The sequence below is a fragment of the Enterococcus sp. DIV0436a genome (assembly GCF_051711605.1).
Lineage (GTDB): Bacteria > Bacillota > Bacilli > Lactobacillales > Enterococcaceae > Enterococcus_B > Enterococcus_B faecium.
Genome location: NZ_JBIONA010000001.1, coordinates 212533 through 227028 on the forward strand (window position 1 = coordinate 212533; position 14496 = coordinate 227028).

The 14496-nt window shown below is 39.8% G+C and carries 15 protein-coding genes; 14 read left to right on the top strand and 1 reads right to left on the bottom strand.

The annotated features are described in order from the left end of the window. The first annotated feature begins 3 nt into the window (after nt 1–3). The 5 genes from IGL15_RS01020 (at nt 4) to IGL15_RS01040 (ending at nt 4727) form a co-directional block, all read left to right on the top strand. Nucleotides 4–1032: a TRAP transporter substrate-binding protein gene (locus IGL15_RS01020; protein ID WP_104765308.1), complete on the top strand. Its 1029-nt coding sequence runs from the start codon at nt 4–6 to the stop codon at nt 1030–1032. Between the two features lie 5 nt (nt 1033–1037). Then, nucleotides 1038–1517: a TRAP transporter small permease gene (locus IGL15_RS01025; RefSeq protein WP_002288258.1), complete on the top strand. Its 480-nt coding sequence runs from the start codon at nt 1038–1040 to the stop codon at nt 1515–1517. Nucleotides 1518–1532: 15 nt separating this feature from the next. Then, nucleotides 1533–2828, top strand: a complete 1296-nt coding sequence (locus IGL15_RS01030; RefSeq protein ID WP_002288256.1) for a TRAP transporter large permease — start codon at nt 1533–1535, stop codon at nt 2826–2828. Nucleotides 2829–2838: 10 nt separating this feature from the next. After that, on the top strand, nt 2839–3663 hold the full coding sequence (locus IGL15_RS01035) for a sugar phosphate isomerase/epimerase family protein (protein WP_002322744.1): 825 nt from the start codon (nt 2839–2841) through the stop codon (nt 3661–3663). 164 nt (nt 3664–3827) lie between these two features. Continuing rightward, the gene (locus IGL15_RS01040; protein ID WP_002288252.1) at nt 3828–4727 is read left to right on the top strand and encodes an AraC family transcriptional regulator; all 900 of its coding nucleotides are present in this window, start codon (nt 3828–3830) and stop codon (nt 4725–4727) included. Between the two features lie 125 nt (nt 4728–4852). On the opposite strand, the gene IGL15_RS01045 is transcribed toward IGL15_RS01040, so the two are convergent. Beyond that, on the bottom strand, nt 4853–5722 hold the full coding sequence (locus IGL15_RS01045; RefSeq protein ID WP_104765307.1) for an AraC family transcriptional regulator: 870 nt from the start codon (nt 5720–5722) through the stop codon (nt 4853–4855). Nucleotides 5723–5874: 152 nt separating this feature from the next. On the opposite strand from IGL15_RS01045, the gene rhaB reads away from it, so the two are divergent. From rhaB to kduI, 9 genes are all read left to right on the top strand, one after another. Then, a complete protein-coding gene (rhaB, locus tag IGL15_RS01050) occupies nt 5875–7335 on the top strand; it encodes a rhamnulokinase (protein WP_104765306.1) in 1461 nt (486 codons plus the stop codon). Further along, nucleotides 7332–8588: an L-rhamnose isomerase gene (rhaA, locus tag IGL15_RS01055; protein ID WP_104765305.1), complete on the top strand. Its 1257-nt coding sequence runs from the start codon at nt 7332–7334 to the stop codon at nt 8586–8588. The genes rhaB and rhaA overlap by 4 nt, the downstream gene beginning before the upstream one ends. Before the next feature lie 13 nt (nt 8589–8601). Beyond that, entirely contained in the window at nt 8602–9447 is an 846-nt protein-coding gene (gene rhaD, locus IGL15_RS01060; RefSeq protein WP_002288248.1) for a rhamnulose-1-phosphate aldolase, read from the top strand. 1 nt (nt 9448) lies between these two features. Continuing rightward, nucleotides 9449–9760 carry an L-rhamnose mutarotase gene (rhaM, locus tag IGL15_RS01065; RefSeq protein ID WP_002298313.1) on the top strand — a complete coding sequence of 104 codons (312 nt, stop codon included), beginning with the start codon at nt 9449–9451 and terminating at the stop codon, nt 9758–9760. 81 nt (nt 9761–9841) lie between these two features. Continuing rightward, nucleotides 9842–10993 (top strand): lactaldehyde reductase, encoded by a 1152-nt coding sequence (fucO, locus tag IGL15_RS01070; RefSeq protein WP_104765304.1) that lies wholly within the window; start codon nt 9842–9844, stop codon nt 10991–10993. Between the two features lie 126 nt (nt 10994–11119). Beyond that, entirely contained in the window at nt 11120–11878 is a 759-nt protein-coding gene (locus IGL15_RS01075; protein ID WP_002351454.1) for an IclR family transcriptional regulator, read from the top strand. Between the two features lie 99 nt (nt 11879–11977). Further along, nucleotides 11978–12622, top strand: a complete 645-nt coding sequence (locus IGL15_RS01080) for a bifunctional 4-hydroxy-2-oxoglutarate aldolase/2-dehydro-3-deoxy-phosphogluconate aldolase (RefSeq protein ID WP_002288242.1) — start codon at nt 11978–11980, stop codon at nt 12620–12622. Between the two features lie 6 nt (nt 12623–12628). Beyond that, nucleotides 12629–13636 (top strand): sugar kinase, encoded by a 1008-nt coding sequence (locus tag IGL15_RS01085; RefSeq protein WP_002338609.1) that lies wholly within the window; start codon nt 12629–12631, stop codon nt 13634–13636. Between the two features lie 15 nt (nt 13637–13651). Then, entirely contained in the window at nt 13652–14494 is an 843-nt protein-coding gene (gene kduI, locus IGL15_RS01090; RefSeq protein WP_002288239.1) for a 5-dehydro-4-deoxy-D-glucuronate isomerase, read from the top strand. Nucleotides 14495–14496: the final 2 nt, after the last annotated feature.

Here is a 14496-nt window from a genome sequence, read left to right on the forward strand (position 1 = left end):
CATATGAAAAAAACATCACTGCTGTTTGCAGCAAGTTCGCTTAGCCTAGGTCTGCTAGGTCTAAGCGGCTGCGGAAATAATTCTAGTGTGGCAACTGTCGCAGATGCAGACGTAAATGAGATAGTTACCTTGCGCTTTGCTTATGCAAGCAACAGCCAGCCAGTAATTGATGCAATGAATGAATTTGGGCGTTTAGTAAAAGAAAAAACAGATGGTTCCGTACAGATCCAGTATTTCCCAGATGGACAACTGGGTGGAGAACGTGAACTGATCGAATTGACACAGTCAGGAGCAGTAGATTTCACAAAAGTAAGTGCCTCAGCGTTGGAAAGTTTCTCTAAAGATTATTCGATTTTTTCAGTTCCTTATCTATTCAATGATGAAGAACATTTCTTTAAGGCGAGGGATAATGAAGAAATAATGGAGCCAATCTACCAATCGACCAAAAATTTAGGATTTACCGGATTGACCTATTATGATTCTGGTCAGCGCAGCTTTTATATGGTAGACGGTCCGATCCATACGCCGGAAGATTTGAAGGGAAAGAAAATCCGTGTGATGCAAAGCGAAACCGCTATCAAAATGGTAGAGCTTTTAGGCGGTTCGCCCGTACCTATGGGAAGTGATGAAGTGTACACGTCTCTTCAATCCAATTTGATCAACGGATCAGAAAACAATGAATTTGTCTTGTATACAGCTGGACATGGTGGTGTGGCTAAATACTATTCCTATGATGAGCATACACGTGTGCCAGATATCATCATCATGAATGATGCCATCAAAGAACAGCTAACTGATGAGCAGGAAAAAGCCATTGAAGAAGCAGCGAAAGAATCAACGGTTTTTGAAATTGAAGCTTTTGCAAAAGCAATTGAAGAAGAAAAAGCTTTAGCACAAGAAGAACATGGAGTCCAATTCAATGATGTAGATAATACACCGTTTCGAGAGGCAGTTGCCCCACTTCATGATATATTCAAAAACGATCCTACCTACAAAGACCTTTATCAAAAGATCCAAGAGCAAGGAGCGTAGCTGTGATGAAAATGATTTTAAACAAGGTATTAGAGATCCTGGGAGCTGTTTTGCTTGTTGGGATGGTCGCTGTTGTTTTATGGCAAGTATTTTCCAGAACGGTTTTAGGAAATCCAAATACGGTCACGGAAGAGCTTGTTCGATTCGGTCTTGTCTGGTTTGCCATGTTGTCTTCCGCGTATGTTGTGGGACAAAAAGCACATTTAGCCGTAACGGTTTTAAGTGAAAAATTAACTGGCAAAAAAAGTAAAATTTTAGAAGTTGTTGTTCAAAGTTTATTTCTGGTATTTGCTGCGATGATCATGGTGTATGGCGGATGGAATGCTGTCACATTGACAATGGGGCAGATCTCGCCTTCTTTAAGTATTCCTATGGGATATGTTTATCTGTCAGTACCTGTATCGGGGGTACTCATCATTATCTATAGCCTGATCAATCTAATCGATACATTAAGCAACAAGCCAGCAATTCAAGAAAAAATATAAAAATGGAGGAATAAAATGGCAATAGAAGCCGGATTAGTGTTATTTTTTGTATTTGTTGTGTTGCTTGTATTAGGGATGCCGATTGCTATAAGTATTGCATTCTCATCGATGATGACTTTATTGTTAGTTATACCGTTTGATGTTTCTGCTTTTAGTTCAGCTCAAAAAATGGTGGGAAGTATCAATAGTTTTTCGCTGATCGCTATTCCGTTTTTCGTTCTCTCGGGCATTATCATGAATAATGGAGGGATAGCTAAGAAACTAGTGGATTTTGCGATGTTGTTCGTCGGGCGCGTGCCGGGGGCTTTGGCTCATACGAATGTGTTAGGGAATGCTTTATTTGGTTCCATCTCTAGCTCGGCCATTGCCGCTTCTACCGCGATTGGTGGAGTGTTGATCCCTCAGCAAGTGGAAGAAGGATATGACCGGAAGTTCGCGACAGCGGTCAATATCGCGTCAGCTCCGACAGGTATGGTCATTCCTCCAAGTACTGCTTTTATCATGTATTCACTTGTTGCTGGTGGTGCTTCGATCTCTGCTTTGTTTATGGGAGGTTATCTCGTAGGCGCTTTGTGGGCGCTAGGAATCATGCTAGTAGCATTCATCGTTGCTAAAAAGAATAAATACCCTGTTGTCGAAAAAGGACAGATGGCTCATGCTGGAAAAATAATAAAAGAGGCGATTCCTAGCCTTCTATTGATTGTCATCATTATCGGTGGTATCTTGACGGGGATATTTACAGCAGTAGAAGCTTCAGCGATAGCTGTCATTTACTCCCTGTTGATTGCTATGTTTTACTATAAAACGGTAAAACTAAAAGATATACCTAATATGTTGTTTCAATCAGTAGCAATGTCAGGGACGATCATGTTCTTATTGGCTACTTCTTCCATGATGTCTTTCGCCATGGCGTTTACCGGTATTCCTCAGGCAATTAGTTCGTTGATTATGGGCGTAACGGATAATAAATTTATTATTCTGTTATTAGTCAATCTTGTGTTATTACTGGTGGGTATGTTTATGGATGTGGCGCCTGCTATCTTGATTTTTACACCAATATTTTTACCAATCGTCACAAGTGTAGGGGTTGATCCTGTACATTACGGGTTGTTTTCAATCATGAATCTGTGTGTAGGCTCCATCACGCCGCCAGTAGGTACAGGACTATATGTCGGTGCAAGTGTAGGAGGCGTAAAAGCAGAGGCAATGCTGAAACCGCTTCTTCCTTTTTATGGGGTTATCTTAGTCGTCTTGTTTTTGATTACTTACTTCCCGCAAATCGTCATGTGGCTACCCAATATGCTGAGTTAGGAGAATAGTTATGTTGAACATTACAATTAGAGGACATGATCTTTCCGAAGTCCAAACGATAGAAGATCTTGCAGAAAAAACAAAAGAACAAGGGATTCATACACTGCAGCTCGCCTTAGGTCTTTCGTTTCCTGAAATACCTTCTGGCGCAAATGAGATCAATTCTGGGATGGGAAATTATGTCAAACGAGTTTTAGAAAAGCAAGAAGTGACCGTAGGAATTTTAAGTTGCTATATCAATATGATTCATCCAGATTTAACGATACGAGAAGAGTTGCTGACAAAGTTCGAGCAGTATCTTCGCTATGCTTCTTCCTTTGGTGCGTCGATGGTTGCTTCGGAAACTGGATGTGTTTTGCCGGAAATCCAATATACGGAAGAAAATTTCACAGATGAAGCATTTGCTGAAGCAGTGTCCGTTATCCGTCGCTTGGTAAAAGCTGGAGAAAAATACCAAATGATGGTGGGGATAGAACCAGGTTTGAATCATCCGGTGTATTCTTTAGCAAGGGTAGAGCAGCTGATCCAAGCAGTAGATTCGGACTATCTAGGAATCATTTTAGATCCGACCAATTTGATCACAAGTAGTGATTATCAAGAACAGGTCCAATTGGTAGAAGAAGCTTTTGAACGTTTTGGTGAAAAGATATGTGCGGTTCATTTGAAAGATTTTCGTGTCGAACAGGAAAAAATCGTGCCGGTAAATTTGGGAGATGGTGTGATCGAGTACACAAAAATCAAAGAAATCATCATGAAGAATCGTCCGTACCTGTATGTGGTTCTTGAAGAAACAAAAGATGATGGGATTCGTTATGGAAGAAGTCTTCTTGAATAATGTAAAGAAGACGTTGGTTAACTAATATTTAGAATGGAGGGGGCGGGGCTAGAAGATGCCACGTCTCTTCTTTTTTATAAGAGTATATAAAAGCAGCTCTTTTTGATTACAAAAAACGTGGTATAATAAAATTGTGCATAAGTGAACAAAAGGAGGTGCGGCACATGCTCCAAAAGAAAATCAGCGGTGAACAAGTCAATACGATGGTTTCTGATCAGTATGAAATCTATCATGTCAAAGATGTCGTCAGCCAAAATAAAACGATCTATCATCATCATGATTTCTATGAGATCCATGCTACATTAAAGGGCGAAGCGACTTTTTATTTGAACGGACGACAATTTACGATCAAAGCAGGAAGTGTGCTGCTCATCCATTCCAATGATTTGCATCGTATCGTCCGCCAATCTTCAGATGTATTCGAGCGTGTCTATATCTTTGTTACCCCTTCTTTTCTGGAAAGTCGTTCCACGCCATGGTCTAATCTATCGGCTTGTTTTCAACCAATGGGAGAGAAGAGGAGTCGTGTATTGCAAATAGAACAGGAAGTATTGAAGCAAAAATTATCATTTATCGACCATCCTCCTGATAAAAAAATTTACGGTGAAGACATAAAATATGAACAAGCTCTGGTAGAATACTTGATTTTTCTCAATCAAGTTGTACAAAAAGAAGAGAGTGCGCAAGAACAGAATGCTGTAGTTCCTAATGAGCGTGTGGAACAAATGTTACAATATATCTCAAAAAATTTATCTCATCCGCTTTCTTTAGAGGAAATGGAAAAGCAGTTTTTTGTCAGCAAATACCATATCACACGAGAATTTAAAAAGTACACTGGATTTACGTTTCATCAGTATGTAATGAAGAAAAAGCTGATCTATGCCAAGCACTTGTTGCGAGAATACCGCAGCTCTAGTGCTGTATATAGTAAAAGTGGTTTTTCTTCTTATCCGCATTTTCTGAAAGCATTCAAGAGAGAGTTCGGCATAACGCCTAAAGAATTTTTGAAACGTGATACACAGAAACAGTTGGTTCATTATGAACATTTTGAAGATGAACAATGAGAATGATCACTAAAAAATAACCGCAGTAGCTGCTGTTGTTTACATAGAAGCAGAAACTGCGGTTATTTTATTTTTATCTATATATTTCAAAATATTTTGAAAGAATAACGTACATATTATATGAATCAGCTGAATTTACGAAAGTCTCTCGGCGATAGTCCTGTTTTTGCTTTGAACAGGCGGCTAAAGTAAGCAAAATTCTCAATCCCTATTTCTTCGGAAATCATTCGAACCGTAAATTCTGTATACCGAAGAAGGTCTTTAGCGTAAGAGAGTTTTTTGCTGATCAAATAATCGATTGGTGGAGAACCGATAAATTTGGAAAAATCTTTGCTCAGCTGATATTTATTCAATAAGAATTGTTGTTCTAATTGATCAAGTGTAATCGTTTCTTTGAAATGTTCGTCTAAGTATTGCTTCAGTTTGTAAACGTAGGCGGGAATATCCTCTTCTTCGAAATCTAGCTGATACTTTTGCAAAATCAGTTCATTCAGCAACTCGTGGATAGCTACAGAGGACTGGAAATCGGTACGGGCATTCGTGCCTTGTTGCATGTGGATCAATTCTGTGATCAAATGGTGGATCTTGTTTTCTGATGGATCCCCTGTTGAATGGAAGGTGTTATGGCCGTCTTTTGTGAACTCCTGATAAAATGATTGGACGTTCTGACCATTCAAATGGATCCAATCCATTTCCCATGGTTCTTCGCTGATCGTTTGATAACGCTGATATTCTTGGCAGTCAATAAAAAATAAGTCTCCAGCTTTTAGCTGTTGCTGATTATCATTATATGTAAGCGAACCTTCGCCAGACAAAGTAAACTTTATCAAGTAAGAAGGTAAATGTGCTCGTTCAGTATAGTAAGGGATTGGTGCTTTGAAGTAACCGATTTCTTGGATATAAAAAAATAATTTCCTGCTTCTTTGTGTAGGCGTCAAGATCACTCTTTTTGAGTCTTCAGACCATGAGTGGTTGGCTTTTTCCCAGTAATCCATGTAAACACTCCCAACTTGTCAAGATAATGCAATTATATACCAAAATAGTGTGAAGCAAAATATAAGATTCTGTATTATGATAGCATTGTTAATAAATGATAACGCTTTATTAATAAAGCGCTAATCAACAATAAAGTAAAAGAGGTGGAGAAATGAATCCAACATTTGTTGCCATCGATATCGGTGCATCAAGCGGACGACTAATGAAAAGTACGAGGGATGCAAAAGGTGCTTTGATCTTGGAAGAAGTACACCGGTTCAAAAACGGCTTTCGGAACAAAGACGGTCACGATCGCTGGAAGATCGATTATCTTATCAAAGAGATTTTGATTGGATTTGAAAAATTAAAGCAGACAGGGATTGATCGTCTTTTTGCGGGGATCGATACATGGGCAGTCGATTACTGTCTGATTGACGAACAAGGGGATCGGATAAATGATCCGATTGCTTATCGGGACAAGCGTACCAATGGAGCAGTAGAACAGTTTTCTGAAATCTATTCTCTAGATAAGTTGTATGAGCAGACAGGGATTCAGATCCAGCCTTTCAATACCTTGTTCCAATTGTTTGCTGAAGAAAAAGAAAATTTGGCAAAAGCACATAAATTGTTACTGATACCTGATTATTTAGGGTATGTCTTTACTGGTAACATGGTGACGGAGAAAACTAATGCATCTACTATGCAGCTGCTGAATGCAGGGACAAAAGAATGGGAAATAGAACTTCTTGAAAAAATCGGTGTCTCGAAGGAATTATTTCCACCATTGACAGAGCCGGGAACGATACTAGGAGATCTGCAAAAAGAACAATTTTCAAAATATGATTTGCCAGATGTGACCTTTATCACAGTAGCAAGTCATGATACGGCGTCAGCTGTATTAGGAACGCCAGGTCAAGGAGAACGTTGGGGTTATATCAGCAGTGGGACATGGTCGCTTTTAGGGATTGAAACAAAGATCGCCAATGTTTCTCGCAATGCTTTTTCTGAAAATTATACGAATGAATGGGGTGCCCATAACACGGTGCGTTTTTTGAAAAACATCATGGGGATGTGGTTGATCCAGGAAGTTGCCCGAATGCAAGAGTACGAGTACAGTTATGCGGAATTGGCAGAGCTTGCTGCAAAAGAAAAACCGCTGCAGCAAGTGATGGAAATCAATGACCCTCGATTTTTGAATCCCCAAAATATGATAGAAGAGATTCAGCAATACTGTTTTGAAACAGAGCAGCCAGTCCCTGTCTCACCGGGAGCTATCGCTCGTTGTATGTATGATAATCTTGCTCTTTGTTACGCACAAGAGCTGATCAAAGTAGAACACTTAACTGGAACGAAATTGGAAAAGCTGCACATCGTAGGGGGCGGATCGAATAATCGTCTACTGAATCAATTGACAGCAGATTATGCCGGAATCATTGTAGAAGCAGGTCCTAGTGAAGCCACAGCAATCGGGAATGTTGCCATGCAAATGCTCAGTACAGGTCAGTTTTCGAATATAGAACAAGCAAGAAATGTAATCAAACAGTCGTTTCCATGTGAAACTTTTTACCCAGATGAAAATAAGCAAAACACGATGGAATGGTACGTGAATAAAATCAAAGGAGTAATCGTATGAACACGATTGAAAAAAATTACGAACAAGCAAAAGAAAAATATGCAACTATCGGTGTAGATACAGATGCTGTACTAGAAAAGATACAGGACATCAAAATTTCTATGCATTGCTGGCAAGGAGACGATGTCAAAGGTTTCTTGACACCGGATGGCGAATTGACCGGTGGAATCATGGCGACAGGGAATTTTCCAGGAGCCGCACGAACACCTGAAGAGCTTAGACAAGATCTGGAGAAGGCTTATTCGTTGATACCGGGCAAACACAAATTGAACCTTCATGCTATCTATTTGGATACAGAAGAATCTGTCGATCTAAATGAAATTGAGCCGAAACATTTTGAAAAATGGGTAGAGTGGGCAAAAAAAGAAGAAATCGGTCTTGACTTCAATCCGACTTTCTTTTCGCATCCAATGATGAAAGACGGCTTTACATTGGCTCATCCAGATAAAGAAGTTCGTGAATACTGGATTGAACACGGGAAAAGAAGCCGCAAAATCGCGGAATACTTTGGAAAAGAAACTGGACAAACAAGTATCAATAACTTTTGGGTACCTGATGGGATGAAAGATAATCCGATTGATCGTTTTATTCCACGGAAACGTTTAATGGAATCACTCGATGAAATTTTTACAGAAGAGTTAGATGGACGGTATGTACAAGATGCAGTAGAAAGCAAACTATTTGGTTTAGGCGCTGAAGCTTATACAGTCGGCTCCCATGAATTTTATATGGGTTACGGGTTGACTCGTGACAAACTTGTTTGTCTAGATGCTGGACATTTTCATCCAACAGAAGTGATTTCCAATAAATTATCTTCATTAGCTTTATTCAGTAAAGGAATCATGCTGCATGTTTCCCGTCCAGTGCGTTGGGATTCAGACCATGTGGTTTTGATGGATGATGAATTGCAGGAAATCGCTAAAGAACTAGTCCGTAACGAATTGTTGGAAAAAACAAATATCGGTCTGGATTTCTTTGACGCAACGATCAACCGTATCGCTGCTTGGGTCATCGGTACGAGAAATACACAAAAAGCACTGCTGAAAGCTATGCTGGAACCAGTTGAGCGATTGAAAGAAATGGAGCTGGCTTTTGACTTTACTTCAAGAATGGCTTATACGGAAGAATTGAAAGATTTCCCGTATGCCGATGTATGGAATTATTTCTGTTACAAAAATCAAGTTCCAGTTGGTTTGGATTGGCTGGAAGAAGTCCAGGAATATCAAAAAGACGTGTTGGAATTAAGAAAATAGGAGTGTGGCTATATTGAAAAAAATAGATATTTTACAAGCGCCTTATGTGAAAGAAATGATCGAAACGACATCGAATCTTTATCGCTTGGGATGGGATGAAAGAAATGGCGGGAATATTTCTTATTTACTAAAAGAAGAAGAGATCACACCGTTCTTGGATCCTGAAAAAGTGATCCGCCGCATCTCGATGATTTTTGATGCCAGCCGTTTGGCAGGATGCTATTTTATTGTAACTGGTTCAGGAAGATATTTTAAAAATGTAGCGAGCGAACCTGCCGAGAATCTTGGAATCGTTCGAGTTGCTGAAGATGGCAAAACACTGGAACTTTTGTGGGGGCTGGAAAACGAATGCCTTCCTACAAGCGAGTTGCCAAGTCATTTCATGAGTCATATCGCCCGTTTAGAAGTAGACCCAGATAATCGGATCGTTATGCATTGCCATGCTAGTCATCTATTAGCGATGAGTTTTACGCATGAATTAGACGAACGTTCCTTTAGTCGTACGCTATGGCAAATGTGTACGGAATGCTTAGTTGTTTTTCCAGAAGGAATTTCCATCATTCCGTGGATGGTTCCGGGAACAAATGAGATTGGGGAAGCGACAGCTGAAAAAATGAAAGAAACTCGATTGGTTTTATGGCCACAACATGGAATCTACGGGTCAGGAAAAGACATGGATGAAGTCTTTGGTTTGATCGAGACAGCAGAAAAGGCAGCAGAAGTCTATACGTACGTTAAAGCGCAAGGGCCAATCTTGCAAACAATCACGGACGAAAACCTGTGGCATTTAGCAGATGCGTTTGGTGTTACTCCGAAAGCAGGTTATTTGGAGGAAGTTCATACGAAAGCAGGTGTCTGACATGGTGAAAAAAGCTTTTTGCATGAAAGTTTACCCAGAAAAACAAGAAGAATACAAAAAAAGACATGATGAACTTTGGCCAGAAATGCGTACAGCACTTCGTGAACACGGGGTCATCGACTATTCGATCTATCTTGATCCGAGTATAAGTTTGTTATTTGGTTACTTAGTGATCGAAGATGAAAAGTTATGGGAAAAAATGGCAAATACATCTATCAATCAAAAATGGTGGAAGTACATGGAAGATATCATGGAGACAAATCCAGATGCCTCTCCAGTCAGTTGGGAATTGATGCCAGTCTTTGAACTGTAGTAACAAGCAACTGGGCAACCGGTTGCTTGGGGTTCTTTCGTTTTTATTGTGAAAAATAATACAAATTAGGAGGAATAAAAAATGAGTAATCGAATGATTTTAAATGAAACATCGTATTTTGGAAAAGGAGCGATTGAGTCGATCGTCCCTGAATTTCAGCAGCGAGGATTCAGCAAAGCAGCTGTCATTACTGACAAAGGATTGATCGAGCACGGTATAGCAACAAAAGTAACAGAACTTCTAGATAAAGCAGCAATCGATTATGCTTTATACGACGGGATCGTACCTAATCCAACGATCCAAAATGTAAAAGATGGAGTGGCTTTTGTTAAAGAGGCAGAGGCAGACTGTTTGATCGCAATCGGTGGAGGTTCGCCAATCGATACGGCAAAAGCCATTGGGATTATTTTGACGAATCCAGAGTTTTCAGACGTCATTAGTTTAGAAGGTGTTGCTGATACGAAAAATCCATGTTTACCTATATTAGCTATACCAACGACTTCTGGAACAGCAGCAGAAGTAACGATCAACTACGTCATCACAGATGAAGTAAATCACCGAAAATTTGTTTGTGTTGATCCTCATGATATCCCAATCGTCGCGTTCATCGACAGCGATATGATGATGGGAATGCCGAAAAAATTGGCTGCATCAACAGGTATGGATGCTATGACGCATGCTATTGAAGGGTTTATCACAAAAGTCGCTTGGGAAATGACTGATATGCTGCATTTAAAAGCAATCGAAATCATCGGTCATTCTTTGGAAGCTTCTGTAGATGGCGATCAAAATGGGCGAGAAAAAATGGCATTAGGACAGTATATTGCGGGAATGGGCTTCTCAAATGTCGGTTTAGGACTGGTACACGGGATGGCTCACCCGTTAAGTGCATGGTACAACATTCCTCATGGCGTAGCGTGTGCAGCACTTTTGCCAACTGTCATGAAATATAACAAAGAATATACTGGAGAAAAGTACCGTGAGATCGCTCTTGTTCTAGGGATTAAAGGAGCAGCTGAAATGTCTTTAGAAGATGTAAGAGAAGCGGCTTGTGGTGAGATCGATCGGTTGAGCAAAGCGGTTGGAATCCCAGAAACCATTTCTGAATTAGGTGTAAAAGAAGCAGATATCCCAGCAATTGCAGAAGATGCTTTGCGAGATGTATGCACACCAGGAAATCCAAGAGAAACGACAGTAGAAGAAATCATTGCTTTATATCAAAGTTTGATGTAAAAACGAAGCGGATCTTCAACATTAAATTGCCTGTAAAGAGAAATGGTAGTTTATATCTGGATATCTCTTTTAAATTGATGGTATTTCCGCTATAATTTTTCTTATAAAGAAATAGGAGAATATTATATGGAAAATAAAAAGCCTTATGGAACTGTATTGATCAAAGCCTCTAAAATACTAGACTATTTAGCGGAAAACCAAGATGTCTCTTTGCAGACGATCGCAAAGGGTGTGGGAATGACCTCTTCTACAGTCTTGAAAATACTAGATACTTTGCTGATGATCGGCTACGTAAATAAAAATTCAGAGAAAAACTATCGTTTAGGTGCAAAGCTTATTCGCTACGCGAATAAAAACATTGAACAAATCGATTTGGTAGAGTTGACTTTACCGTTTTTAGAACAGCTGCAGCAAAAGATCGATGAGACTATCCACTTAGGGGTATTGGACAACAATGAGATTTTGTACGTGAACAAACTAGATCCAAAACATCAAACGATCCGTATGTCTTCAAAAATCGGAATCACCCGACCATTATACAATTCTGCGATGGGCAAAGCCGTATTAGCAGAATTCAGTGAAGAGCAGTACACTGATTATCTTGAAAAGCATCCGTTGATCCCTTACACAGAATATACGATCACCAATGCATTACGGTTGAAAAAGGAAATCCAAACGGTAAAAGAAACCCACATCGCATTTGACGATGAAGAAATCGAACGTGATATTTTTTGTATAGGAGCCTCAATCGTGAAAAACGAACAAATCATTGGTGCATTTAGTGTAAGTATGCCGAAATATCGTTTAACAGATGAGTCAAAAGAACAAATAATCAGTGCCCTCAAGCAAACAAAAAGCGAAATCGAGCAAAGAATTCAAAAATAATGAAAAAAGCGTTTGCAATTTTTCTTTTCTGCCGTATAATATGGGTATAGATTTCCAAGTTATAAAATAAAATTTCTAAATAGGAAATAGGTGGAGAAGATGAAAAAAATTGATATTTTATCTCGATTGAAAAACGCCGGAGTGATTGCGGTGGTACGCGGAAAAAGCAAAGAAGAAGCTTTGAATGCTTGCCACGCAATCATCAAAGGTGGTCTAACTGGTATTGAGTTGACTTTTACAGTCCCTCAAGCAGATCAAGTAATCAAAGAACTTTTGTCATTCTACAAAGACCAACCAGAAATAGTGATTGGCGCAGGCACAGTATTAGACGCTGTCACAGCTCGCTTGGCTATCTTAGCTGGCGCAGAGTATATTGTTAGCCCTTCCTTTGATCAAGAAACGGCAGAGATGTGTAATCTGTATCAAATTCCTTACTTACCAGGATGTATGACTATTACCGAGATCAAAACAGCGCTGAAAAGCGGGGTAGATATCGTCAAACTATTTCCTGGAAGCGCTTATGGACCAAGTATCATTTCTGCCTTCAAGGCGCCGATGCCTCAAGTCAATATCATGCCAACTGGCGGTGTGAGTCTGGACAATATGAAAGAGTGGTTCGATGCTGGTGTCGTAACAGTCGGAGTAGGTGGGAACCTTTTAGCACCCGCAGCTACAGGAGATTTCGACAAAGTAACGGAAGTCGCGCAACAGTATGCAGCAAAAATGAAAGAAATCAAGAGGTAGCTGCTTATGGGAAAAGTAGTGACACTCGGAGAAATCATGTTGCGATTGTCCACAGAGCAGGGAACCCGTATCGATTCAAGTGAACGATTCGCTGCCCATTATGGCGGAGGGGAAGCAAACGTAGCAATTTCTTTAGCTAATTACGGACATGAAGCGATTTTTGCTACAAAAGTACCTGATAACGCATTGGGAAAAGCAGTCAAAAAGCACTTGCAATGTTATGGAGTAGATACGAAACAGGTATTATCTGGTGGATCAAGACTAGGTACTTATTATATGGAAACTGGTAGTGGCGAACGCGCCGCCTCAGTGATCTATGATCGTGCCGGATCAAGTTTTGCTGAAATGGATCATTTGGAATGGACGCTAGAGGAGTTATTCCAAGGAATAGATATATTTCATGTTTCAGGAATCACCCCAGCTTTGTCTAAAAAATGGCAAAAAATGACGAAACAGGTGATAGAAGCTGCAAAAAAAGCTGGCTGCCTGATCAGCTTCGATATCAACTATCGTGGAAAATTATGGACACAGCAAGAAGCCAGCGAAGTAATCCATCAGCTTTTACCTTTAGTAGATATCTGCTCAGCTGGAAAAATGGATGCTCTTTATTTGTTAGGTATCGAGAAAGCGCCAGAAGCAGAAGAACAACCTCTAATTTATTATTATCAAAAAATGCAGGAAAAGTTCCCGAATATTCAGGTGTTTTATTCGACCAAGCGTACCGTTCATTCAGCAAGTGAAAATGAATTGAAGGGGACATTGTGGATGAACCATGAATATGTGGAATCCCAAGTCCATAGAATCACCCCAATCGTGGATCGAGTAGGTGGCGGAGATGCTTTTGCAGGTGGCGTGCTCCATGGGATTTTATCCAATATGTCTCCGCAAGAAATCATTGATTTTGCTACGGCAGCTTCTGCCTTGAAGCATACGATCCATGGGGACTGCAACCAATTCAGTCAAGAAGAAGTCGCACAATTTTTAGCATGCGGCTCTGGAAAAATCATTCGATAGAAGGAGTAGAAGAAAATGCAAGAAATGGAAACACGTTATACACACAGTCCAGAAGATATCCGTCATTATTCAACGGAACAATTGAGAAAAGAATTTTTAGTAGAAAAGGTATTTGAACCAGGGAAAATCAGTTTGACTTATACGCACAACGATCGAATGATCTTTGGTGGAGTGACACCTACTGAAAAAGAATTAGAAATCACATTAGACAAAGAACTAGGTGTTGATTACTTCTTAGAGCGTCGTGAACTAGGTGTGATCAATATCGGTGGACCAGGATTCATCGAGATCGATGGGCAAAAAGAAGAAATGAAAAAACAAGACGGATACTATATCGGAAAAGAAACACGACATGTTGTATTTTCTTCTCAAGATGCTGAAAACCCAGCTAAATTCTATATTAGTTCTGTTCCAGCTCATCATAAATATCCAAATGTAAAAATCAGTATCGACCAAGTAAAACCAATGGAAACTGGTGAAGGCCTGACACTGAATGAACGTAAAATCTATCAATACATCCATCCAAATGTATGCGAAAGCTGTCAATTACAAATGGGTTATACGATTTTAGAACCAGGAAGTGCTTGGAATACGATGCCTTGTCATACACATGAACGTCGTATGGAAGCTTATGTCTACTTTGATTATGCCAATGAAGATACACGTGTGTTCCACATGATGGGCAAACCAGATGAAACAAAACATTTAGTTGTAGACAATGAACAAGCCATTATTTCGCCAAGCTGGTCGATCCATTCAGGTGTAGGTACAAGCAATTACTCATTCATCTGGGCAATGTGCGGAGAAAATATCACCTATACAGACATGGATATGGTGCAAATGGATCAATTAAAATAAGC